Source organism: Aquiflexum lacus (assembly GCF_015476655.1).
GTDB lineage: Bacteria > Bacteroidota > Bacteroidia > Cytophagales > Cyclobacteriaceae > Aquiflexum > Aquiflexum lacus.
Window position 1 is genome coordinate 113,162 of the sequence record NZ_JABFHF010000013.1, and the last position, 25,664, is coordinate 138,825.

At 38.5% G+C, this 25,664-nt stretch carries 21 protein-coding genes; 10 read left to right on the forward strand and 11 right to left on the reverse strand.

Going from position 1 to position 25,664, the window contains the following annotated elements; all coding sequences use genetic code 11:
• Nucleotides 1-29 precede the first annotated feature (29 nt).
• From HMJ38_RS13355 to HMJ38_RS13370, 4 genes are all read left to right on the forward strand, one after another.
• Nucleotides 30-1,415, forward strand: coding sequence for a 3-keto-disaccharide hydrolase (locus HMJ38_RS13355; RefSeq protein ID WP_194974903.1), 1,386 nt, complete (start codon nt 30-32; stop codon nt 1,413-1,415).
• A gap of 11 nt (nt 1,416-1,426) precedes the next feature.
• Complete coding sequence (locus HMJ38_RS13360; RefSeq protein WP_194974904.1) at nt 1,427-2,776, forward strand: Gfo/Idh/MocA family protein; 1,350 nt, start codon at nt 1,427-1,429, stop codon at nt 2,774-2,776.
• 317 nt (nt 2,777-3,093) lie between these two features.
• Nucleotides 3,094-6,114, forward strand: a complete 3,021-nt coding sequence (locus HMJ38_RS13365) for a SusC/RagA family TonB-linked outer membrane protein (protein WP_194974905.1) — start codon at nt 3,094-3,096, stop codon at nt 6,112-6,114.
• A gap of 20 nt (nt 6,115-6,134) precedes the next feature.
• The gene (locus HMJ38_RS13370) at nt 6,135-7,811 is read left to right on the forward strand and encodes a RagB/SusD family nutrient uptake outer membrane protein (protein ID WP_228780047.1); all 1,677 of its coding nucleotides are present in this window, start codon (nt 6,135-6,137) and stop codon (nt 7,809-7,811) included.
• Nucleotides 7,812-7,859: 48 nt separating this feature from the next.
• Here the strand turns inward: HMJ38_RS13370 and HMJ38_RS13375 are convergent, their stop codons facing one another.
• Entirely contained in the window at nt 7,860-8,876 is a 1,017-nt protein-coding gene (locus tag HMJ38_RS13375; RefSeq protein ID WP_194974947.1) for a LacI family DNA-binding transcriptional regulator, read from the reverse strand.
• Nucleotides 8,877-9,067: 191 nt separating this feature from the next.
• Between HMJ38_RS13375 and uxaC the strand changes: the two genes are divergently transcribed.
• The 3 genes from uxaC (at nt 9,068) to uxuA (ending at nt 12,777) form a co-directional block, all read left to right on the forward strand.
• On the forward strand, nt 9,068-10,501 hold the full coding sequence (uxaC, locus tag HMJ38_RS13380; RefSeq protein ID WP_194974906.1) for a glucuronate isomerase: 1,434 nt from the start codon (nt 9,068-9,070) through the stop codon (nt 10,499-10,501).
• A 70-nt stretch (nt 10,502-10,571) separates the two neighbouring features.
• Entirely contained in the window at nt 10,572-11,384 is an 813-nt protein-coding gene (locus HMJ38_RS13385) for an SDR family oxidoreductase (RefSeq protein WP_194974907.1), read from the forward strand.
• 211 nt (nt 11,385-11,595) lie between these two features.
• Entirely contained in the window at nt 11,596-12,777 is a 1,182-nt protein-coding gene (gene uxuA / locus HMJ38_RS13390) for a mannonate dehydratase (protein WP_194974908.1), read from the forward strand.
• Between the two features lie 3 nt (nt 12,778-12,780).
• On the opposite strand, the gene HMJ38_RS13395 is transcribed toward uxuA, so the two are convergent.
• The gene (locus HMJ38_RS13395; protein ID WP_194974909.1) at nt 12,781-13,482 is read right to left on the reverse strand and encodes a LytR/AlgR family response regulator transcription factor; all 702 of its coding nucleotides are present in this window, start codon (nt 13,480-13,482) and stop codon (nt 12,781-12,783) included.
• A complete protein-coding gene (locus HMJ38_RS13400; protein WP_194974910.1) occupies nt 13,472-14,560 on the reverse strand; it encodes a sensor histidine kinase in 1,089 nt (362 codons plus the stop codon). Before HMJ38_RS13400 ends, HMJ38_RS13395 begins: the two co-directional genes overlap by 11 nt.
• A gap of 378 nt (nt 14,561-14,938) precedes the next feature.
• On the opposite strand from HMJ38_RS13400, the gene HMJ38_RS13405 reads away from it, so the two are divergent.
• Entirely contained in the window at nt 14,939-15,817 is an 879-nt protein-coding gene (locus HMJ38_RS13405) for an alpha/beta fold hydrolase (protein ID WP_194974911.1), read from the forward strand.
• 33 nt (nt 15,818-15,850) lie between these two features.
• Here HMJ38_RS13405 and HMJ38_RS13410 read toward each other — a convergent pair whose 3' ends face one another.
• From HMJ38_RS13410 to HMJ38_RS13440, 7 genes are all read right to left on the reverse strand, one after another.
• On the reverse strand, nt 15,851-17,860 hold the full coding sequence (locus tag HMJ38_RS13410) for an alpha-amylase family glycosyl hydrolase (RefSeq protein ID WP_194974912.1): 2,010 nt from the start codon (nt 17,858-17,860) through the stop codon (nt 15,851-15,853).
• Between the two features lie 490 nt (nt 17,861-18,350).
• On the reverse strand, nt 18,351-20,033 hold the full coding sequence (locus tag HMJ38_RS13415; protein ID WP_194974913.1) for an OmpA family protein: 1,683 nt from the start codon (nt 20,031-20,033) through the stop codon (nt 18,351-18,353).
• 1 nt (nt 20,034) lies between these two features.
• Nucleotides 20,035-21,006, reverse strand: a complete 972-nt coding sequence (locus HMJ38_RS13420; protein WP_194974914.1) for a deoxyhypusine synthase family protein — start codon at nt 21,004-21,006, stop codon at nt 20,035-20,037.
• Between the two features lie 101 nt (nt 21,007-21,107).
• Nucleotides 21,108-21,713 carry an OmpH family outer membrane protein gene (locus HMJ38_RS13425; protein ID WP_194974915.1) on the reverse strand — a complete coding sequence of 202 codons (606 nt, stop codon included), beginning with the start codon at nt 21,711-21,713 and terminating at the stop codon, nt 21,108-21,110.
• Nucleotides 21,714-21,769: 56 nt separating this feature from the next.
• Entirely contained in the window at nt 21,770-22,039 is a 270-nt protein-coding gene (locus tag HMJ38_RS13430) for a hypothetical protein (RefSeq protein ID WP_194974916.1), read from the reverse strand.
• Nucleotides 22,040-22,042: 3 nt separating this feature from the next.
• Nucleotides 22,043-22,945, reverse strand: coding sequence for a histone deacetylase family protein (locus HMJ38_RS13435; RefSeq protein WP_194974917.1), 903 nt, complete (start codon nt 22,943-22,945; stop codon nt 22,043-22,045).
• 65 nt (nt 22,946-23,010) lie between these two features.
• Entirely contained in the window at nt 23,011-23,574 is a 564-nt protein-coding gene (locus HMJ38_RS13440) for a hypothetical protein (protein ID WP_194974918.1), read from the reverse strand.
• A gap of 131 nt (nt 23,575-23,705) precedes the next feature.
• On the opposite strand from HMJ38_RS13440, the gene HMJ38_RS13445 reads away from it, so the two are divergent.
• Nucleotides 23,706-24,134, forward strand: coding sequence for an AlbA family DNA-binding domain-containing protein (locus tag HMJ38_RS13445; RefSeq protein WP_194974919.1), 429 nt, complete (start codon nt 23,706-23,708; stop codon nt 24,132-24,134).
• Between the two features lies 1 nt (nt 24,135).
• On the opposite strand, the gene HMJ38_RS13450 is transcribed toward HMJ38_RS13445, so the two are convergent.
• Nucleotides 24,136-24,504 (reverse strand): phage holin family protein, encoded by a 369-nt coding sequence (locus tag HMJ38_RS13450; RefSeq protein ID WP_194974920.1) that lies wholly within the window; start codon nt 24,502-24,504, stop codon nt 24,136-24,138.
• A gap of 200 nt (nt 24,505-24,704) precedes the next feature.
• On the opposite strand from HMJ38_RS13450, the gene HMJ38_RS13455 reads away from it, so the two are divergent.
• Nucleotides 24,705-25,454: an acyl-CoA desaturase gene (locus HMJ38_RS13455; RefSeq protein ID WP_194974921.1), complete on the forward strand. Its 750-nt coding sequence runs from the start codon at nt 24,705-24,707 to the stop codon at nt 25,452-25,454.
• Nucleotides 25,455-25,664 lie beyond the last annotated feature (210 nt).

Below are 25,664 nucleotides of genomic sequence, written 5' to 3' on the forward strand. Positions count from 1 at the left end.
ACTTGACAAATATTAAAATAACCCAAAATATGAAAAAGTCAGTATTGCTATTAATGATGCTAGGATGTATGGGTATCATTTCCTGTGAATCTCCCAATTCGGGGAATACATCTTCAGAATGGAATAATATATTCAATGGTGAAAACCTGGAAGGCTGGAAAGTGGTCGGAGGTGCAGCGCCTTTTGAAGTCAAGGATTCGGAAATCATAGGTTATGCCAAAGCCAATACCCCGAATACTTTTTTGATAACTGAAAAAGAATATTCGGATTATATTCTGGAACTCGATTTAAAAATCGAAGACCTTTCCAGCAACTCGGGAATTATGGTCAGGGGTCAGTTTGATCCGACCAAAAGGGATGGACAAGGTTTGGTTTTTGGATATCAGATAGAAGCAGACCCTACTGCCCGTTCTTGGTCGGGCGGATTATATGATGAAGCGCGAAGAGGTTGGTTGTATCCATTGGACTTAAATCCCAAAGCCAAGGAAGCTTTTAAAATGGGTGAATGGAATTCTTATCGAATTGAAGCCATAGGTAAAGAAATCAAAACCTGGATCAATGGTCAGGAGGTCGCCTATGTTGTGGATGATATGGATTCAAGGGGATTTATTGGATTGCAGGTGCATAGCATTGGAAATCCCGAAGATGAAGGGAATAAGACTTATTTCAGAAATGTCAGGGTACAAACGGAGAACTTAACTCCTACCCCATTTCAGGGAGATGTATTTGTAGTCAATACTGGATTGAACGAACTGACTGATTTTGAAAAAGAAAAGGGATGGGAACTATTGTTCAACGGCCAAAATTCAGATGGCTGGAAAGGTGCCTATAAAGAAACTTTTCCTGATAAGGGCTGGCACGTTAATGATGGTATATTAACCATTGAAAAAGCAGATGGTGGTGAGTCCAGCAATTTTGGAGATATTGTTACTGTTGAAAAATACAGTGCATTTGACCTGGCCTTTGATTTTAAAATGACTGAAGGTGCCAATAGTGGGGTTAAATATTTTGTGACATTAAGTGAAGGAAACAAAGGATCGGCTATTGGTTTGGAATATCAAATCTTAGATGACGAAAGACATCCTGATGCCAAAATGGGTATCGATGGCAACAGAACCTTGTCTTCCCTTTACGACCTTATCAAAGCAGATAAAAAACCACGATTCGTCAAAGGTCCTGGGGAATGGAACAAAGGTCGGGTTGTTGTATATCCTGATAACAAAGTAGAACATTACCTCAATGGCGTAAAAGTAGTGGAATTTGTCAGGGGTTCACAGGAATACCGAGACCTTGTAGCCATCAGTAAGTATAAAATTTGGGATAATTTTGGTGAAGCCCCAGAAGGACATATCCTGCTTCAGGACCATGGAGATGAAGTCCATTTCAAAAATATCAAAATCAAGAAATTGAAGTAAACCCAAAAACAATGAATATTGATAAAAAAAACAGACGTGAGTTTTTGAAGAAATCAACCTTGGCCACAGTAGGACTCTCGTCCTTGGGGGCTATGGGTTTTTCAGCAAAAAGTTATGGTAATATAATTGGATCCAATGATAGATTGAATGTTGCAATTGCAGGACTTGGAAGAAGGTTGGGAGCATTTTATGCACCAATCAGCGATCCTAACAACAATGTGAAGCTGGTAACCCTATGTGATGTCATGGAATCTCAAAGAGGAAAGGCTGCTACGAATTTTACCAAATATATTGATTACAAACCAAAATTGGAAAACAGTATTCTCAAGGTAATTGAGGACAAAGAAATCGATGTGCTGATCAATGCGACTCCTGACCATTGGCATGCCCCCGGTACATGGTTGGCTGTGGAAAACGGCAAACATGTTTATGTAGAAAAACCCTGTAGCCACACCCCCCGGGAAGGGGAAATTTTGCTGGAATACAAAAAGAAGTACGGCAAGGTGATCCAAATGGGAAACCAACAGCGATCCTCTGACCACACCATAGAAATCATCAATCAGATCCACAATGGCGTGATCGGAAAAGCGTACATGGCTACTGCATTTTATATCAATCAACGCGGGGAAGTTCCAGTTGCAAAAGAAGCTGCTCCTCCAACAGGTCTGGATTGGGAGCTTTTCCAAGGACCTGCTCCAAGAAGAAAATATACTCATGATACGTGGAATTATAACTGGCATTGGTATGGTTGGGATTATGGAACTGCCGAAACAGGAAATAATGCCACCCATGAATTGGACGTCGCCAGATGGGCGCTTCAGGTAGAATACCCTAAGCATGTCCATGTAGATGCCGAAAAATACCACTTTGTAGATGATGGTTGGACCATGTATGACACTATGTTGGCTACCTTTAAATTTGATGGTGATAAAACGATACAATGGGATGGGAAAAGCAGGAACGGCCACAATACTTATGGCATGGACCGTGGCACCATTATTTATGGCACAGAAGGTTCCGTGATTGTAGATAGGGGTCACTACAAATTATTTGACCGTGGAGGCAAATTAATAAAAGAAGTCAAATCAGGAAGTGTAGAAGGAAGTACCAACCTTGGTGGAGGCGGTGATATGACCACTGTACATGTGAGCAATTTCTTTGCTGCGATCAGGGGTAAAGAAAAGCAAAATTCCACTATTGATGACGGGGCAGTCAGCACATTGCTGTGCCATTTGGCCAATATCTCCTACCGTATCGGTGAGAATTTTGATTGTAATCCTGCCAATGGTCATATCTATAATAGAAAAGGAATGGAATTGTGGTCAAAAGCCTATGAAAAAGGTTGGGAACCTAAAGTCTAAGTAAAAACTTCCTTAACATTTATCAAGCCTTTGGGGACAAAATACCCAAAGGCTTTTTTATTTTTTTTTATCAATATTTAATACAATAAGCTTAGCATTATCTTTTAAAAGTCAAGATTAAAATAGTTAGAATCATTTTTCGCAATCGATTCCGTAACTTAAACAACCTCCCTTAAATTCTTCACCACAATACAGTTAAATTTAATTTCAATCGGCTGGAAATAATACCCAAAGATGCTAAGGGATTTACACCTAGTATTAAATAGTAGAAATAAATAAACTTATTTTCTTTATAATTAACCATAACCCAATCAAACATGAAACAAAAGTTTTACTTGAAATCAGGAATATTTTTATTCCTGCTTGCACTGTCCCTCAATGTATATGGACAGTCAAGAGTAGTGAAAGGACTGGTAACAGACGAATCCAATGAACCCGTTCCAGGAACTACCGTCATTGTCAAAGGGACAACCTCCGGTACAACTACAGATTTGGACGGAAACTACAGTATATCTGTTTCCGACAACGCCGTGCTGGTATTTTCCTTTATAGGTTTTATTTCCAAAGAAATAACTGTAGGGAATAATTCAATTATTAATGTAACCTTAAATACAGATTTATCTGACCTTGAAGAAGTCATTGTAGTGGGTTACGGTACACAAAGAAAAAGTCAATTGACCGGAGCAATCTCATCTGTTGGTGCAAAAGAAATCCAGGAACTCCCCATTTCCAATGCAAGACAGGCTTTGCAGGGTCGTGCTGCAGGGGTGGATGTGACAATTGCAGGAAGTAAACCCGGAGCTGGCCCACAGGTAAGAATTAGAGGCCGCCGCTCATTCAGCGCGGGAAACGATCCGCTCTATGTAGTGGATGGTATACCCTTAGCTGGAAATATTGATGATATCAATCCTCAGGACATCACCTCAATGGAAATCCTGAAAGATGCCTCATCCACTGCCATATATGGTTCTAGGGGCGCAAATGGTGTGGTACTGATCACCACCAACAGAGGAAAAACCGGAAAGACAATTGTTTCTTTTGATATGTTTACCGGAATAAACGAATCTTTGGGAAGAATTGAGGTTTTTGATGGGCCACAATTTGCGGAGTATAAAAGAGAATCCAGAAGAGCGACAGGAAACTATCCAGCTGGACCAGCTACACCAGAAGCGGATGCAGCATTATTTGAGCCTGTTGAATTGGAAGGCATTGCTTTGGGAAGAACCACTGACTATGTGGGTGCATTACTTAGAACTGGGGTTATCCAAAATTACCAGGTTGGGGTTCAGGGAGGAAATGACAAAACTACTTTTTTCATTTCCGGTAACTACTTCAATGAAACCGGGGTGGTAAAAAATCAGGATTTTTCGAGGTATACATTCAGAATCAATCTCGATCATAAAATCACGGACAGAATAACTATTGGAACTTCAACCCTATTGGTCAACAGTCTCAGAAATGGGGAGTTTTTTAACCCTATTGGAGGAGCAATGCAGGAAAACCCTCTCGGTAAACCATTCGACGATGAGGGTAATCTGATATTTCTTCCTACAAACGATGGACTGAGAACGAATCCCTTTGCCGAAATTGTTCCAGGTGCCCAACTTGACGAAATTAGCCGTTACAGGATGTTCAATAGTATCTATGCAAGCATTAAACTGCATAAAAACCTGACTTTTAGAACCAACTTTGGCCCAGATTTCAGTTTCCAGAGAGCTGGCAGATTTATAGGTTCTCAGACCAATAACCGAAGAGGTGCCCCTCCAACGGGAAGTGTTGGAGAAAGATGGGATTTCAACTATACACTGGAAAATTTTCTGACTTATGAAAAAGTGTTTGGCGAAAAACACAGGCTGAATGTAACGGCCCTTCAGGCCATTCAACAAGACAGGTCAGAAAGGACCAACATCTCGGTATTGGGGATTCCTGCACCAAGCCAATTGTACCATCGATTGGGAGATGCCAGTCAAATCACAGGTGTCAATACTGACCTGATTGAATGGGGACTACTTTCCTATATGGGCAGAATTAACTATGGATATATGGACAAGTACTTGCTCACCGCAACCCTTAGGGCGGATGGTTCTTCCCGTTTTGGTTCCAATACCAAATGGGGTTATTTCCCTTCTGTAGCATTTGCATGGAATATCACCAATGAGGCTTTTATGGCCAATGCTAACATTGACCTGTTAAAATTGAGGGTAAGTTACGGTTCTATTGGTAACCAAGGTATCGACCCGTACCAAACTCAGCCTTTATTGGGCAGGACTGTTTATGCATTTGGAAATACAGCCGCCTTTGGCTTTAGACCCAACACCATAGGGAACCCTGACCTCAGATGGGAGTCTTCTGCAACTTTCAATGTGGGACTGGATTTTGGTCTGATCAAGGGCAGGTTGAATGGTTCCATTGAAGTCTATGATACCCGTACGAGTAGCTTATTGGCTCCTCAACCACTTCCCAACTCAACTGGATTTGGCGGATTTACAACCAATATCGGTGAAACGCAAAACACTGGTTTTGAATTGACCGTGACTTCCATCAATATGGACAGGTCCAATTTCAGGTGGTCAACGGACCTGATATTCAACACCAACCGGGAGCAGATAATCAGTCTTGCCGGCGGCAAAGTGGATGACATTGCAGCTGCGAGATTTATCGGGCAGCCGATTACTGTATTCTATGACTTGAAAAAAGTTGGTATTTGGCAGACCAATGAAGCTGACGTTGCCCAATCGTTTGGTGACAGAGTCGGAGAGATCAAAATTGATGACTTCAACGGGGACGGAAGAATCAATGCCGAAGATCGACAAATATTGGGTACAGCAGTGCCCGATTTTATTGCGGGTCTGACCAATAGGTTCAACTACAAAGCCTTCGACTTCTCCTTCTTCATATTCGCAAGGGTAGGTCAGATGGTGAGAAGCCGCTTCCATGATTCCAATAATTCCCTCTTTGGAAGGTATAACAACCTTGCCATTGATTATTGGACACCAAACAATCCAACCAATGATTTTCCAAGACCAAATCAGAATCAGGAAAGTCCTAAATACGCATCTTCCATGTCTTATTTTGATGGCTCATTTCTTAAGATCCGTAACATCAATTTTGGATATACCCTTCCTGCACCATTGGCTTCAAAAATGAAAATGCAGAGCCTTAGGATATATTCCAGCATACAGCAGCCATTTATATTTTCGGAATACAGGTCCCGATATAAGGGAATTGACCCTGAAACATTCATTGACGGTGAACAGGGTGTAGAAGGGGGAAGCGTGAGTGCCAATGTGGCCCCTGCTATTACCACATACACACTTGGTCTTAATGTAAGGTTCTGATACAATCAAAAAATATAGTTATGAAAACAATACAAATGATTTATAAAGACGCTTCACGGATTTTGAAAGGTCTGCTGTTGTCAGTCGTGATAATCTTGGCCTCATGCCAGTCGGTTTTGGAGGAAGATGTCATTTCCAGGATTGGAAATGATTATATGAATACGGCAAGTGGCTTCAATGATGGTGTCAATGCAGCCTACAGTACCTTGAGAATGTGGTACGGTACGGAAAGGGGTAACAATTTTACAGTATTTGGTACTGATACCTATAGACAAGGTTCAGATGGTAGTTGGAAATTCATGAATGAATATACCAATCAATTTGATTCCAGAAACGGTCATGCAAGAGAAGTGTGGGATGAAGCTTATCGGGGCATCAATACCTGCAATGCATTGATAGAGAGGGCTCCTAATGTGATCGGTATTCCCGAGGCCACCAAAAACACCCGATTGGCGGAAGTCAAATTTCTCCGTGCCCACTATTATTTCCTTCTTGTACAGTTGTTCGGAGGTGTGGATCTTAGGTTGACAGAAACTTTGGTACCAACAACTGAAATTACAAGAGCAACAGAAGCGCAGGTATATGAAGCCATTGTCAGAGATTTGACTGAAGCAATTCCAGATTTACCCGCTATGATGAGGTCCAATGATTACGGACGTGCAACCCGGCCTGCAGCAGAGCATCTTCTTGGAAAAGTCTATTTGACCAAAGCCACTTCGACTGCCCAGGCAGGAGATGATTACAGCAAGGCGGAAGTTTTATTGAAAAAAGTCATCAGTGATTATGGTTTTATCCTCCTGCCGGATTATGCCGATGTACATGGATTCGGTAATGAAATCAATAACGAAGTGATCTTTGCGGTTCAATATACTCGGGACCCCTTGACCAATGGTGGAGGAAATAATGGCCACGTATTTTTCCTAATGGAATATGATAATCAACCGGGAATGAGGAGAGATACCCAGAATGGTAGACCATTCAAACGGTATAGACCTACCGATTATACACTAAATGTGATATTTGCCGACAGAGAAAATGATGCCCGATATGATAAATCATTCGTCCATCTTTTTCGAAGCAACAGACCGGGAACCTATAATACCTCCTTTGACCTTTCCAAACCCACTGTAACCTTTGCAGCAGGAGATACTGCTATTTTTCTGCCAGGATTTGAGATGCCGGCCGCCGAAAGGGCTACGAGGCCTTATCAGGTGCTAACCCCCAGTCTCTACACTGACAAGCTTTATCCCGCTTTGAACAAGTTTCTTGACCCAGGAAGAGTTGACTTGACCCAATTTCAAGGAGGAAGGGATTATATCGCTTTTAGATTGGCAGATACTTACCTGATGTTGGGCGAAGCACTCTTTAGACAAGGGAAAAACGCTGAAGCGGCTACTTTTGTTAACAATGTCAGGAGAAGGGCTGCATTTCCAGGAAAAGAAGCAGCCATGGAAGTGACTGCTGCCGATATTAATCTTGAGTTTTTTGTTGAAGAGAGAGCGAGGGAATTATTGGGAGAACAGATGCGCTGGTTTGACCTTAAAAGATGGGGATTGTTGCTCGAAAGGGTCAGACTCCATAATCCTGACGGGTCTGCCAATATTCAAGATTATCATGTACTTAGACCTATTCCACAAAACCAGATTGATAGGGTTTTAGGTGGTGAAGCTAGTTTCCCACAAAATCCGGGATATTAAACAATCCCACCGATTATTAGAAAGGACCTCTCATTTGGGAGGTCTTTTTTATTTTCCGGTAGATTCTCTCATACTGATCTGTGATGGCAGAACGATGATTTTATCTTCCAAAGGAGGCTGATTGGGCTTGGTGAGTTTCTTCATCAGCAGTTGGGCACATTCCATTCCCAACTTCAAAGCAGGCTGAGAAATTGTGGTCAACGTAGGTTGCAATAATCCTGCAATCCGCATATTGGAAAAGCTGATCATTTTAAAATCTTTTGGCATATTCAATTTAGTTTCTCTAGCAGCATAATAGGTCGCTATGGCTAATTTCTCTACGGATGCTACAATACCATCAGGCCTGTCCATACCATACAGAAATTTGGAAATCAGACTGATATTTTCCTCTTCTTTTTGGGAACATTGGATCACCCAACTTTCCTCAAAAGGTAGAGATGATTCTTTCATCGCATCTAGATATCCTCTCAATCTTTCTTTTCCAATAGAAATTTCCTTAGACAATAATAGAAAGTATATTTTTTTGCAATCTTTTTCTATAAGAAGGTTGGTCGCCTTATAACCATTTTCATAATCGTTGGTAATAAATTTTGTGGTCGGGATTTCTTTACATATTCGATCAAAAAATATAATGGGAACTCCTTTGTTATAAACTGTTTCCAAATGATCAATATTTTTTGTTTGGCTAGACACTGACATGACTATGGCATCTACCCTACCATTAAGGAGATAAGAAATGATTTTTCTTTCAGTCTCTACATTTTCATGGGTACTGTAAACCAACAAATGGTATCCGTATTCTTGGGTAATTTCCTCTATTCCATCAATAACCTGGCTAAAATAGTTGTTGATTCTTTCTGGAATAATCACTGCTATGGTTTTGCTTTTTTGCTCCCTTAGACTTCTTGCAAATGGGTTGGGTTGATAATTAAGTGCTTTAGCTAAAGCAACAACCCTATCCTTGGTAGGCTGACTGATTTCATAACTGTCATTCAAGGCCCTGGACACCGTTGATGGCGCTAGACCAAGTTTTTCCGCTAGATATTTGATATTGACCTCTGACATACCCATTATTCCATTTGTAAACAAGCCATTAATTTTAAACCAGTTTATTCAAAAATCAAATTAATTGTTTAAATCTTTGATATATATTCGGTTAAATAAATTACACGAAATCGATTGCACTGATTGTTAGAATTGCCTTACTCTTCTTTGTGCTGAATTACTAAATTACATCAAACAAACCTAAAATAACCATGAATATTCTACCCAAGCGCAGTATTCAAACCTATATCACAGAAGACTTTTTGCTATCAAATGAATTTTCCAAAAAACTGTATCACGGATATGCCAAAAACCAGCCTATCATAGATTATCACAATCATTTATCTCCAGAACAAATTTCCAATAACAAGATATTCGACAATATTACTGAAATATGGCTTAAAGGTGATCATTATAAATGGCGTGCCATGCGGACTTTGGGTATTGACGAACATTTCATTACCGGAGATTCCAATGATTGGGAGAAATTTGAAAAATGGTCTTATACAGTCCCCTATACTTTAAGGAATCCACTATACCATTGGACACAGTTGGAACTGCAAAGATATTTTGATATCCATGAATTGTTGGACCAAAACAATGCAATGGAGATCTATAAAATCACAAATGAAAAAGTCGTGAGTGATGATTTCAGCTCACAAAGCTTGTTGTCGAAAATGAACGTTGAGGTAGTCTGCACCACAGATGATCCAATTGATTCCTTGGAACATCACCGGAATTTCAGAAACTCAGGTACTTCTCTTAAGATGTTTCCCGCTTTTAGACCTGATAGGTCCTATACCATTAATTCTCCAAATGAATATCGGATATACCTCAATAAATTAGGAGAAGCTTCAGGGATCAACATACAGAATTATGATGATTTACTTTTAGCTCTTCAAAATAGGGTTAACTTTTTTCATGAAAATGGAGGGCGATTATCAGACCATGGACTTGAAAATCTCTACCATTTCAAAAGTAGTCTTTTTGACAAGCACAAAATATTCAAAAGTGTTATGGATGGTAAAATCCCCTCCGATAAGGAGGTTGCTTTTTTTAAATTTAAAACTTTACAGGAGTTGTGTAAAATGTACCATGCCAAAGGCTGGACACAGCAGTTTCATTTAGGCGCTTTAAGAAATAATAACAGTAGGATGTTCAGTAAACTTGGAGCTGACACAGGATTTGATTCAATAGGTGATTTCAGTCAAGCCTCTGCCCTATCGGGCTTCCTCAATGAATTGGACAAAACCGATCAATTGACCAAGACTGTCATTTATAACCTAAATCCCAGTGACAATGAGGTCATGGCAACGATGACCGGAAATTTCAATGATGGCAGTGTAAAAGGGAAAATCCAATTTGGATCAGGCTGGTGGTTTTTGGATCAGAAAAATGGAATGGAAGCACAAATGAACACGCTTTCCAACATGGGACTGATTTCCTGTTTTGTTGGTATGTTGACTGACAGTCGGAGTTTTCTTTCATTTCCAAGGCACGAATATTTCAGAAGAATATTGTGTGACCTTTTTGGCAAAGACATGCAAAACGGTGAACTACCTCATGATGAAAAATGGATTGGAAAAATCATTCAGGATATTTGCTACAACAATGCCAAGGCTTTTTTCCAATTCCCCAATAAATAGCTGATTTTAGTTCATTTTCAGCATATGTTGAATTAAATTCAGCATGTGAATTTTAATTAAATCTTAAGTCATGAAATTATTCTCAGTAAAAAATAAAAAAATCATTATTACAGGTGCCACAGGTGTATTGGGTGAAAGTATGGCAAGGCACTTGGCTAAAGAAGGTGCACAGGTCATCATTATAGGGAGAACACCTTCCAAAGTTGAGAAGCTCATTGAACATTTAAGAAAAGAAGGTGGAAAAGCAGATGGTTTTTTGGCAGATGTCACAAATGAAAGTCAAGTTGAAACGGTGGCGCAAAAAATCAAAGATAGATACAAAAGCGTAGACATATTGATCAATCTGGCCGGTGGAAATATGCCTGAGGCACTAGTTAGACCTGATCAGACCTTGTCTGACCTTTCGGCAGATGCTGTTAAAAAAGTGATGGACCTCAATTATCAGGGGACCTTAATCCCTATCCAATATTTTTTCCCTTTAATGCTTTCCAACAAATCAGGTAACATCATCAATATTTCATCCATGGCGGCAAGTAGACCAATGACCCGGGTGGTTGGCTATGCCTCAGCGAAAGCCGCTATTGATAATTTAACCAAATGGCTTGCTGTGGAATTCAATCAAAAACATGGTCCAGGCTATAGGGTAAATGCCATAGCTCCTGGTTTTTTTCTAACAGAACAGAACCGCTCTTTACTCACAGAATCAGATGGAAGCTTGACTCAAAGGGGAAATCAAATTATCGACCACACACCTATGGCAAGGTTTGGCGATCCCAAAGATCTCTTAGGTACTTTGCAATGGCTTTGCTCAGATGCATCAAAGTTCGTAACAGGAATCATTATTCCGGTTGATGGGGGATTTTCAGCCTATTCTGGGGTTTAAAGAGTACGAAGTACGATGTACCAAGTACAAAGTACCGAGACGTTAGGAACCTCGAAGTGATTTCCATAGACCAACAAAATAAAGTGTCAATCGAATTTATATTACCCAAATCGATTTTCAGAATGCCTTGTCCTGTTCGTATGGAGTCACAAGCCTGCCGGAAGTCAGGTCTCTAATCTAAAATCTTAAATCTAAAATCTAATATTTAATAATGGCATATAAAATGGAACAGACCATGCGCTGGTATGGTCCCAAGGACCCGGTAAGTTTAGCAGACATTCGGCAGGCAGGTGCCACCGGTATCGTGTCTGCACTACATCATATTCCCAACGGAGAAGTATGGACAAGGGAGGAAATCCAAAAAAGAAAGGACATCATTGAAGCAGCAGGCCTTACTTGGTCTGTGGTGGAATCCGTTCCTGTCCATGAAAACATCAAAACAAGGAAAGGGAATTATCTTGATCTGATTGAGAATTACAAACAAACCATAAAGAATCTTGCTTCAGAAAGCATCCATATCATTTGCTATAATTTTATGCCGATATTGGATTGGACCAGGACTGTATTGGCATGGCCCTTACCCAATGGTGCCAAAGCATTGCGGTTTGAAAAAAAAGAAGTTGTGGCTTTTGATCTATTTATACTCAAAAGAAAGAATGCCGAAAAGGAATATAGTGATTTCGAAATTAAGAAAGCGAAAGAGTTTTTTGAAAATGCTTCTGAAGAAACCCTCAAAAGGGTAAATGACAATGTTCTTAAAGGACTCCCCGGATCTGAAGAAGGCTATACCATGGAGCAGTTTCAAGCTGCCTTGGATACTTATATCGGCATCGGACACAAGGAACTGGAAACACATCTTCAACTTTTTTTGGATGAAATTATTCCAATTGCTGAAAAGAATGGGGTAAAAATGGCTATCCATCCTGACGATCCACCATTTGATGTTTTCGGGCTACCAAGGGTAATGAGTACTGCCAAGGATATGAAAAGATTGGTTTCTGATAATCCAAGTCCCAACAATGGCTTTACGTTCTGCACGGGTTCTTATGGTGTCAGGGCTGATAATGACCTGCCTGCTATGGTAAAGGAATTTGGAAATCATATACATTTTATCCACCTCAGGGCGACTAGAAGAGATGCCGAGGGCAACTTCTACGAAGATGACCATTTGACGGGAGATGTACCTATGGAAGCTGTTATCCATGAGATATTAAAGGTCCAGCAAAAGCGACAAATCTCTATTCCTATGCGTCCTGACCATGGTCATCAGATGCTGGATGATATTGCCAAACCAATTATCAATCCTGGCTACACAGCAATTGGAAGGCTAAAAGGGTTAGCAGAGATCAGGGGTGTGGAAGCGGGTTTGGTTTGGGCATTGAAAATGGATTGAACCTCAGCCCCCTACCAATGCCTCAATAATCTCATTCCTTCTCGATCTTGAAAAAGGGACTTTCTTCAAACCCATATCAATTTCATTGCCTACAATTCCTTTGACTTTGGGCTTTGAAATGATATAGGTCTTGTGGACCCTCAAAAACTCTTGGCTTGGAAGATTTTCTTCCATGCTTTTCATGGTCATGAGGGTGATGTATCGTCCTTCATTGGTATGTACAGCAACATAATTTTCCATGCCTTCTATATAGAGGATATCTTCAAAATTGATCCTTTTGAGGACATTATCTACTTTCAAAAATATGTGGTCTTTAATGTTTTCCTGATGATGTTTTTGGCCTTTTAATTGGTGGATTTCTCTAGCTTTATTCACCGCTTTCAAAAAACGGTCAAAAGGGTATGGCTTGACCAAATAATCAATGACGTCCAACTCAAATCCCTGTAAGGCATAATTGGGATAAGCGGTGGTGAATATGACCAAAGGTGGCTTTTTCAATGATTTCAAAAAATCAAGCCCTGTTATTTTCGGCATCTGAATATCGAGAAACATCAAGTCCGGATTTTCTGAAGAAATTACATCATTGGCTTCCAAAGCGTTTTCGCAGGTACCTACCAAATCCAGAAAATCAATTTCTCTAATGTAGCTTTTCAGTCCTTCCCTTGCCAAAGGTTCATCTTCTACTATGATGGTTCTAATCTTCATCGATTTTGATTTCAAGTTTTACCTCAAATGAATCAAGCTGATCTGTAATTTCTAAGGTATGCCTTTTTGGATATAAAATTTCTAATCTTCTCCGGATATTTTTGAGACCGATTCCACCTTGTATTGAATCAACTACCTTTTTTTGATCGTCTTTTGTATTGAAAAAATAAGCTGATAATCTACCCTTTCGGAAAGCAATTTTAACTTTCACCATGTTTTCTTGATGAGTATGGGATGAAAGGTGTTTGAAACAATTTTCCAGAAATGGAATCAACAACAATGGAGCTATGGAAAAGTCCTCTAATCCCTCCCCTTTTTCAAAAACCACCTTTAATCGATCACCCTTCCTGATTTTTTCCAATTCAATGTAGTTTTCCAGATATTCCAATTCCTGCTGAATATCAATGCTTTCTGAAGTAAATTCGTAAAGCTGTGATCTCAGGAGGTTGGAAAGTTTGATGAGTGTTTCCGAGGCTTTATCAGGATCTATTCGGATCAAAACATATACACTGTTGATGGCATTGAACAGAAAATGGGGGTTGACTTGGGATTTGAGGAAGTTCAGTTCACTTTCTATTCTTTCTTTTTCCCTCAACTCATTTTGCCGGATGGTTTTTCTGTTTTCCAAATAACCTTTTGAGGCCAATAAAATACCTCCGGTAAATACATTGGAAGAAAAGTAAACAAATAATATCTGTAGCGTACTCGCCTTAAAAAATTCCTCAAGATTCATGGACAGCGCGAATGCAATCCCATATTTCATAAAAAGGGAAAACAATGCTGATAAAACAAAAAATCCAGGGAGGAACAAAATCGCTAATTTAGTCCCTCTGAACTGTGGAATCAGAACATACTGGGAAATGTAATAAACCCCAGCATTTGAAATGGTGTAAAATCCAGTTACCCAAAACAACTGATGGATATCCTTATACATATTTTGATAAACTGATACCCAAAAAACAAAATATGCTGTCCAGAAAAGAATATGGTGGATTTTATATCGTCCAAATACCGATCCCAACCAACTTATGATTTCAAGTGGCTTCTTTACGACCGATTTATTAGCGGGTTTTACCATTTTACGTTTTATCCTTAAATGCACCTACCAAAAATAAAGTCATAAATACTACTCCTACTCCAAATAATGTCCACCAGATCATGTGCTTTTTTTTAAATTTTGTCAATTATGCTATGATTTCAATGATTGAAATTAAGAATTTGGTTTAAACGAGGAGCATAAAGTTGACGATTTGTTCAATTTCTTTGACTAAAAGCAATTACACTTAGATCAAACTTGCCATTTACTTATTTGGGCATAAATGAATACCAATTTCCAATCAATTTTTCATTTTATAAACTTTTAGGCATTTGGTCAACTCTACTTTTCACCTTGTCAATGAAATTATTTTTATATATACCTAATCCTCAATTTTGGATAAACTAAAACAAAAACACCATGAAAACGCAAAAATTAAATTGGCTAGTTGTTTGTCTGCTGTTGGCAGCGATCAAAACTTTTGATGCATCTGCTGCACCTCAACTCATCTCCACAGAAATCATTGGAAAAGGTCAACCCATGATATTACTGCATGGCATGTCCTGTAGTTCCGAGGTTTGGGATGAATTTGTGGGAAAATACAAAGAAAATTATGAACTCCATTTGGTAACCATCAAAGGTTTTGGGAATAAAGAGAATGCTGAAGTAGATCATTATTTGAAAGAAGTAAGGGATGAATTGATTGCTTACACAAAAGACAATAAGTTAAAAGATCCTATTTTGGTCGGGCATAGCATGGGTGGATTTTTAGGTCTATGGGCAGCAGCTGAAGAACCTGACATTTTCGCCAAAGTCATATCTGTGGATGGGGTACCCTATTTTCCGGTTTTACAGATGGCAGGAATTACACCTGAAACAGCAAAGCCGATGGCAGAAAGCATGAAATCTGCCATGGCCAATATGGATGAAGCCACAGCTTTGGCAAACCAAAAAATGATTGTTTCCTCCATGATAGCAACTGAGGAAAAAAGAGAGAAGGTAATCCAGATGGGAATGAACAGCAATCCCTTGGTGGTAGGTCAGGCTTATGGGGAAATGTTTACGACAGATATCAGATCTTTGATGTCCAAGATCGAAGCACCAGTTTTGGTATTCGGTTCATGGGCAGCCTATCAAAACTTTGGTGCCACCAAAGAATCGGTTACCATTGGCTACGAAAGCCAGCTAAAGGATATTCAAAACGTAAAACTATTGCTTGCCGAAAAGGCTTTTCATTTTGTTTTCTATGATGAACCTGACTGGTTTTTCAATGAAGTTGATAAATTTCTTTTAGAATAATGGCAAAGGGGGCCTAGGCCCCCTTTTATGATTTTATGTCAATTTGAAAATCAAACAGGTCCGATTAGGTAGATAAATCTGAATTTTACCTGATTTATCTGTCGGGTGAACAGGGTCGCCCTCAATTCTACCAAATCCCCCATATTTTTTATCATCAGAATTAAGGATGATTTTATATTTTCCTTTTTCAGGGACTTTAAATTCAAAACCAAAAATTGACTCACTGATATTCCAACTGAAAATAAATATTAAACCGGCCCTTTCAAATGCAATGATTTTTTTCTCTGCATCAAGATGGAGTTGTTCTGCGGGTTTTGAAGCCAAAACTTTATAATCACTCACCAACTTGATCATGGCTTTGTCCCATTCAAATAGATCATGATATCTTAAATGGTCTGAATCAACCAATGACCATTGCCTTCTGGCATATTGGTAACTCCAATCATTTCCCAATCTCGGAAAATCAACCCATTCGGGATGGCCAAACTCATTTCCAATAAAATTAAGATAGCCTTCTCCCCCCAAAGAGATGGTTATCATCCTGATCATCTTGTGCAAAGCCACTCCCCTGTCCACAGGCAAACTGCTTTGCAGTTTTGACATACTTGAGTACATCTCTTTGTCCATTAGCCAAAAAGCAATGGATTTATCTCCCACCAATGCCTGATCGTGAGATTCAGCATAGGCTATGGTTTTTTCCAATTGAGGTCTATTGGTAAGTTCATGCCACATTTCAAACATGTCCCAATGTTCGTCGGGTTTGTGTTTGAGGGTTTTGATCCAAAAGTCAGGTATTCCCATGGCCAATCTAAAATCAAAACCAATACCACCATCTTTTGCACTTCTACACAATCCCGGCATTCCACTGACTTCCTCCGCGATGGACATGGCTGTCCGGGAAAAATCATGGATCAATTGATTGGCCAATTGCAGGTAAATGACAGCATCCCAATCCACACCCTCTTTGAAATATTTCTCAAGGTTGTCAAAGGTGATATTTCCATGATGAAGATATATAATGGATGTTACGCCGTCCCACCTATAGCCGTCAAAATGAAACTCATCAAGCCAGTACCTTACGTTGGAAAGTAGGAAGTGCTGTACTTCTCTATTTCCATAATCAAACAGCTTGGAATCCCACCCTTCGTGGTATCCTCTTTCCCCAGGATGAAAATACTGATGATCTGATCCGTCAAATTCATTCAGTCCTTCGAAAACATTTTTGACTGCATGGGAATGGACCATATCCATGATGACCGAAATTCCCATTTCATGTGCTTTATTGATAAGATATTTTAACTCTTCCGGTGTACCAAATCTTGAGGTAGGACAAAAAAAGTTAGAAACATGATAACCAAAGGAGCCATAATAGGGGTGTTCCATGATGGCCATCAACTGAATGGTATTATATCCCGCTGCCTTAATTCTGGGAAGGATATTATCTGCAAATTCAAGATAAGTACCCACACCAAGTTTTTCTTGGGCCATACCAATATGGCATTCATAAATCAAAGGCTGTTCAAGATTAGGCGTAGGATCAAATCTTTGGTCCGTCCAATTAAATGATTCCTCGGGAAACCAAAGCTGACCTGTAAAATCATGCGTTTCTGCATCCTGTATGACCCTTCGGATATATGCTGGTATTCTATCAAGGGCTCCGTTTTTGCCTTCTATATGGACTTTTATTCTACTTCCATGAAGAAATGAATTCTTGTATTCATGATAAGGCAAAAACAATTCCCAATCCCCCCGGTGGTCTTTTTTCATGGGATGGCTGTATCTATCCCACTGATTGAAATCACCCATCAAAAAAAGGTTATAAGCCTGCGGCGCCCATTCTCTGTAGACCCAACCATTTCTAAATGGATCAAAATGAATCCCGTAATATTCATGAGCACGGGCAAATTCCAAGAGGTTACCATAATCACTTTCAATAGATCTTAGTGCAGAGCTGTATCTCTCATATCTCTCATAAATATCCACTGCAAGGTCTTTTAACCAAGGTGAATCCTTCACTATCGGTAAAATATTAGGATTTTTCACAGAAAAGAATTTAAGGTTTTTCTAAATTAAAGAATAATCAAAAGCTAAACCACATCTTAGCGATCAATAAATAAAAAAAGATTGAAAGGTTGTCTTTAAAAGATAAAGAAATAGAGCATGGTGGCCGCAAGTGAATATCCGATTAGAAAGGAAAAAAATATTGGGCCACTCAGGGAAACTTTAGTGTATTCGGGGGATTCTTTGTGGTGAAAAATATGGCTTAATTTTCTGAAATATCTTGAAGGGAAAACGGAAAGAATGAAGAGACCATAAGCACTTGTCAAAAGTAAAAGAGAAAAGAAAGCCTGCATAAATGTATTATATATGGCCAAAAATAAATTATATAAATCATTTTAAAAACTTTTATTAAAAAATCTTTAACCCAAAGTTATGGTATTGTTAATCGTTTTTTAGGTACATGCGAAAAGAGACTTCTAAACAACTTTTTTTGCAATTCACCCTCAAAAAAAATTATTTTGAATAATGTATATTAATTCTCTATGAGCATTTCCACTCTTCTGTTCAACACTCTTCCTTCCTCGGTCTGATTATCAGCAATTGGCCTACTTCCACCCCATCCTGATATCCTGACCCTTTCAAAATCAACCCCATTAATGGTAAGATAAGCTCTTATCTTGGAAGCCCTTTTCATGGAAAGGTCCTTGTTCAAGGTTGGGTCTCCGGCATTATCAGTATGTCCCTCCAAACGGATTTTTATATGCTCGTTTACTTTCATAAAAATAACAAGGTTGTCCAACACCTGTATGGACTTTGAATCTGCAAAATCTGAAGTTCCGCGGTTGAACTGAATATTATCCAAAACAATAGCTGTCCCTGATATTGCAGGCTGAAGCAATAAGTCTTTGCCTTCAAGCTCGTACCAATCAGAACTGTCCAACATTTTTGGTAGAAACCCTTGAGAGATGATGTTGATGGTATTCCATTGAGGTTCCTGAAGCATTTCCCAAATTTCATCTTGAGTTTCAACTACTCTTTTCAAGCCGCGTTCATTTCCGATTTCGATCTGATAAGGGACTTCCTCTAAAGTCTGACCATTGATGATTCTGACCAACTTTCTTGCAATAGATGAAGCTGATATATTTTCCTCATCGGATAGTGTTTCTTCCTGTATGATTACCGCTTCATTTACAATGGGTACAGTTTCTTGAATGGTATTGTTTTCAGATTCGGCAATCAACATCAAGGAGTCTTCTTTTATGACTGACTTTTCTTCAGCCAATGATTCTGGAATAGTCTCTATTATCTCCAAACTTGCTAATGGCGCTTTTGGCTCGAACTGTATCATCATAAAATCACCAAAACCTTCACTATTTTGTGTGGTTGTAAAAATCGCCATTTTATCGCTTTGATCAATGAGGGTATAGCTCAATTCCGAACCAGTGGAATTGGCTAAATCTATTTTTTGTGGCGGCGTCCAATCTTCCCATGATTGTGACTGCCGTTGTGAAAAATAAATATCCTTGCCCCTACCATTGCCATGTACATTCGATGAGAAATAAATGGTCATCAAATCATTTGAAAGATATGGGGTTTGTTCCTGGGCAAAAGAATTGACTTGAGGACCTAGATTCAAGGGTGAAGTCCAAACAGATTCTGATTGTTTGAAACTAATATATATGTCCTCATTTCCAAAAGTCCCATAAGAATTCATGGACATGACGATTACATTACCTTGAGGCACCAATCTTCCACTGAAATGCATCGCATTATTTTTGAAGCTACCCATTTCAAGAGGGCGAAGGTAATTCCAAGAATTCCCAAACCGGGAATATTGATGAATTCCCTGTCTTTTATTGTTATTGCCACTATGGTATACCAATGCTGTGAGCGCATCCAAAAACCCTATAATTACATCATTACCAGAGGTTGAAAGACTTGGGACGTGTTGAGGTATTTGCCATTCTCCGGTAGGATCTTTTTTACTCATCCATATATCTCCATAATCTGTTGGTCCACCAATATTCATTGGATTGAAGCCTACCGTGAAAAACAATTCCTCGTTGGGGGAAATTACAGGGCTCTGTTCATCATAGGGTGAATTCAAAATTGATAATGGGATCAATTCCTGTGCTCTCGCGGTGAAGAAAAAGGAAAAAGCAAGCAGGAAAAGCCTGCTTGCTTTTGATAAATAGAAATACGAAGGTTTACACATTTTATTGATCTAATACTATAGCGAAAATCAATGGGGCGACAATCGTCGCATCTGATTCTATAATGAATTTAGGTGTATCAAGCCCAAGTTTGCCCCAAGTGATTTTTTCGTTGGGAACAGCACCTGAGTATGATCCATATGAAGTGGTTGAATCGGAAATCTGACAGAAATATCCCCAAAGCGGAACACCGTTTCTCTGGAGATCCTGATGCAACATGGGGACCACACAAATAGGAAAATCTCCTGCAATGCCTCCTCCAATTTGGAAGAAACCTACGGTACTGTTCTCCTGAGCATTTTGTGTATACCATTCTGCCAAAAACATCATGTATTCAATTCCGCTCCTCACCGTATGCACATCTTTGACATCTCCGGCAATGACATGTCCGGCATACATATTTCCCAAGGTAGAATCTTCCCATCCTGGAACGATGATCGGAAGGTTTTTCTTTGCAGCTTCCAATAACCAGGAGTTTTTTGGGTCTATTTGGAAACTTTTATCCAATTTACCGGAAAGTAGAATTTTGTAGAAAAACTCATGCGGGAAGTAATGTTCGCCTGCCTTGTCAGCTTTTATCCATTCTTCCAAAATGACATTCTCTATACGTCTCATTGCTTCCATTTCCGGAATACAAGTATCCGTTACTCGGTTCATGTGTCGATCAAGCAAATCCTGTTCCGCTTCAGGAGACAATTCCCTATAATTTGGAATTCTTTCGTAATAATCATGTGCAACCAAATTGAAGACATCTTCTTCAAGATTTGCTCCTGTGCAGGATATGATATGGACTTTATCCTGACGGATCATCTCTGCCAAAGAGATACCCAATTCTGCTGTGGACATCGCACCTGCAAGGGTTACCATCATTTTGCCATTATTGTCTAGGTGCGTTTTGTAACCTTCTGCGGCGTCGATCAATGCCGCAGCGTTGAAATGCCTGAAGTTATGCTTTAAAAATTCTGTTATTTTCATATGTATATTTTGGAAATTTTCAGCTGCAAAAGTACCAATTAATAAAGCATAAAAAAAGCCCGGTTGTAAAACCGGACTCCATGATAACATGAAAGTAAACCTTATTTTGTTGCCGGTATTTTCGATTCAGCATATTTCTTGTTTAATCCTTCTACCACTTTATCAGTTATATCAAAGGATTTTTTGGAATACCATACCGCACCGCCTCTCGTATATGATAAAACGAGTTCTAAGTCATTTTCTTCGGCATAACCTGCCATGAATTCCTGTACTTGATCATAAACGTCACTATATAGCTTGGATTCATCTCCAGATAACTCCTGCATCAAATTATCCCTGTATGTCACTAAGTTTCTTTCCTTTTTCATCAGGTCTTCTTGCTTAGCCCTTGCCTGGTTTTGGGTCATAGTACCCGCAGTTTGTTCAAAATTAGCAACTTCCTGTTCGAATCCTCTTGCTCTATTACTCAACTCACTTTCAAATTGTTTCCCTTTTTCGGTGATTTCAAGTGATTTTTCTTTGAAAAACTCAAACCTTGAAATTACGCTATCGGTAAGAACATAAGCTATTTTTAAATCTGTAATACTTTCTTCATGAGCGTTGTTTTCTGTGATGTCTCCTTCAGTGGTATTACCTGCTTTGTCGCATGAGGAAAATGTAATTGCTGCTATTCCCAACAAGCCGAACACTTTTGCTATTTTTTTCACGTCTATATAATTTTCTATTTGGCGCAAATATAAACAAAGTATCTTTTTTGCAAATTTTATTTACTATCCCAATTGTTAAAATCAGTTAAATCGGTATTATTTCTATCCATAAAGGATTTATAGATAACACCTTGACCAAAAATAGATAAACCTGAAAAAATAAGAACAAGCCCTCCTGTTCCTGTTAAAAACCAGTAAAAGAATGGTTCGCCTGAATATTTTGTTATGGTGGATTCACCCAACACACTCAAACCAAAGCCCATCAACAATATCCCTGACACTGAGTAAATGAGCCACTTTTTTTTCAATGATTTTTTATTTTTCATGATTCAGAAATATAGATCCTGCGCTAATCTGAAAGTATTGGCATGTGCTTCAATGATATGAGATAGTCTTTCAGAGTAACCTCCGCCCATACAGCACATCACGGGAATTCTATTGATTTTGGCAATGTCCAGGACCATCTTATCTCTTTTTTTACAGCCTTCCAAACTCAAACCCAATCTTCCTAATTTGTCTGAGGCCAAAACATCCACACCACTTTGATAAATAATAAACTCCGGCTGAAAAGTATCGATAATTTCAGGAAGATTTTCCCCTAAAAGATGTAAGTATTCCTGATCTTTGATCTTATCTGGTAAACCTATATCCAAATCAGATTTTTCTTTGTGCATAGGATAATTGGCTGCCCCATGCATACTAAAAGTAAAAACATTTTTATTGTCCTTGAAAATTTCAGCAGTGCCATTTCCCTGATGGACATCTAGATCTACGACCAAAACTTTTTGAACCAATTGATTTTCCAACAAATAATTGGCACTAATGGCTATATCATTCAATAGGCAGAATCCTTCTCCCCTATTGGAAAATGCATGATGTGTACCGCCTGCGATATTCATAGCAATCCCATATTCAAGCGCGTACAAGGCAGCTTGTACGGATCCGTGCATGATATGGACTTCTCTATTGATGAGTTCCATACTCAATGGAAATCCCGTTTTCCTGATTTCTGACTTGCTCAGTGATAGGGAAGTCAACTTTTGAAAATACTTTGGATCATGCGTATTTAAAATCCATTCATCATCAAGTGCCGTAGGTTCGAAAAAATTGGCTTCAGAAACTGTTCCTTCATAAATTAATTGTTCGGGCAATAGATTATATTTTTCCATTGGAAATCTATGTCCTTGCGGAAGGGAATGACAATATATCGGTGACCAGGCTATTTTTAACATATTACAAAAAAACGCTCATTAATTAACAAGCGAAAATAAAATAAGTTTAACCTTGATTTCCTGTTTCAATCATCCACATCCTCTTCCTCAGATTGGAATGCAAATAAAGTATCATCCAATACCAAGGTGTCCTCATTAAATTCCTTGACGAATTTTGAAATCGTTTTTTCACTGATGTATTCTACATTTAAGGCCACATCCAATCCAATTCCATAATCGTGATTGGTATCAATATCTACGAACTCCTGTACTTTGACAGTTTCTTCCTCTTCCATTTCCATGATGATCTCGGTAATAAACCATCCGATTTCCTCCTCTTCACTACTCAAGGGTTTTAGGTTACCATTTTCATCTTCTTCATAATGAATACCCTTGAAATTTGGAAATTTTTTGGCAGCTTCATGTTCTGCCAATTCGTACACTTCTGAAGCATGGTGAAGCCGTAAAGTATAAAGTGCGGCGTCATAGATGGTTTCTTTTCCCTCGTACATACCAATAAAGTAAAAATTAACAAATTCATCTGAATTTTCTTGTCCTTCTACCACTTTATGGTTTTTATTAGAGTCTTTTAATTCTTGCTTCAAGGATTCGATAGTTTCCGGTAAGAAGCCTTCATTTTGATAGTTCATATATTAAGTTGATATAATAAAAGACAACATACGATTCATTACGTTAACTTAAAAGAACGAATCTTAAATATTGCCTTGAGTTTTCTTTTAATTAATTAAAATACAAGCTTTTAAGTTAAAAAAAAATGTTAATGCCAAAAAAAAATGAGGAAAGAATAAAAGACCTAGTCAGGAGACCTGAAAGCCAGAATTTGGACTTTAAACTGCATGTCAATAATCCGATGAAACTGGCCAAAACCTTGACTGCTTTTGCAAACACTGAAGGTGGTACACTTGTAATCGGCGTGTCTGACAATAAAAACTTGGTGGGAATTGATCCTGAAGAAGAGGTTTTTATAGTGGAAAAGTCAGCCAAAGATTATTGTAGTCCTCCTGTAACAGTTGATTATGAAATTCTGGAACATGACATTTCAAAAGATCTGAAAATAAAAAATGAAATAATGATCCTTCTGGTCCATGTTGCCAAATCTGAAAACCTTCATTATTTAATCGATGATAATGGGGATATGAGTTTATACAAAAGGATTTATGATAGAACCTTACCGGCCAATAAACGATAAATCACCTCTTTGTTCCCCCTAGTGAAACACCGAGCAAAGAATTAATGATACTCAAGACAAAACTGAATATTAATGCCCACCAAAACCCATCTATCTCAAAACCAGGAACAATTTCCGCTGCAAGCAGTATCAAAAGCGCATTAATGGCCAAGAGAAATAGTCCCAAAGTCAAGACGGTAATAGGAATAGTTAAAATTATTAAAATTGGTTTGACCGTAATATTCAATAAAGCTATCAATGCTGCAATCACAACTGCCGTGAAAAAATCTGAAACATGTACACCTGGCAAAATATATTGAGCAATCAATACAGCAATTCCCCCAAGCAATAACTGAAGAACAATATGTAAAGCATCATTGGATTTTCCCATTTACAAAGAATTTTTGGTGTGAATTTTTCAAATTTAACTGAAAGCGCTAATCTAACCAAAACAAGTCGTTCAAGAATTTAAACCATTGATACCTTATAACATGATTTTTATCACATTCCAAACTTAAATTAATTTTTACTGTTAAATGAATTAAGATTAAGGATATATCTTTGTCCTTATAACATTAAATAATAAGTATAGTGATCTTAATAGTTTTCTTCCTGCTCCATTGGTACTTCTCATTGTTCTGCCAAAGTTTCTTCCTGCATAGGTATGCTGCCCATCAAATGTTCTCTATGAATAAGTATTGGGAAAAATTCTTTTATTTCTTCACATGGCTTTGTCAGGGAAGTTCCTACCTATCACCCAGGGCTTATGCTATATTACATAGAATGCACCACGCCTACAGTGATACCCCAAAGGACCCGCATAGTCCGCATCACACAGAAAATCTTTTCACGATGATGTGGAAAACTAAAAATATTTATAATGACTATTTCAGTTTCAAATTAAAGCCGGAAGAAAGATTTTCCAAAGATGTTCCAGATTGGAATAAGTTTGATCTTTTTGCCGATTCAATGTTGATCAGAGTAGGATGGGCTTTGTTTTATATTATGGTGTATGTATTGAGTATCTCGGTTTTTGAACTATCAGGAACACATTGGTGGATGTACTTTTTGCTTCCTATACACTTAATGATGGGGCCTGTTCATGGAGCCATTGTTAATTGGAGCGGGCACAAATATGGATATGCAAATTTTGACAATAACGACAAATCAAAAAACAGCTTGTTGCTAGACCTGTTGATGTTGGGAGAGTTGTTTCAAAACAACCACCATAAACTACCAAACAGACCGAATTTTGCGGTCAAGTGGTATGAATTTGATCCTACCTACCCTATCGTAAAATTGCTCCATGCAACTGGAATAATAAAATTGAAAACTGCATAAGAGCAAATAGGCTTTTTCTATTTTATTTTAAACTTTTAAGGTTTATTCTGAGCTATAAATAGGGACTGTTTTTGAGTTGACTTATGAGTCAATACCAACTTAAGTGAATTTATAATTTTATTAAAAAAATCTTTCGTTACGAAAGATTTTTTCTTTTACATGTAGATTTCTTCCATACCGATATTTAAAATTGTTTTACAAGAAAAAAAA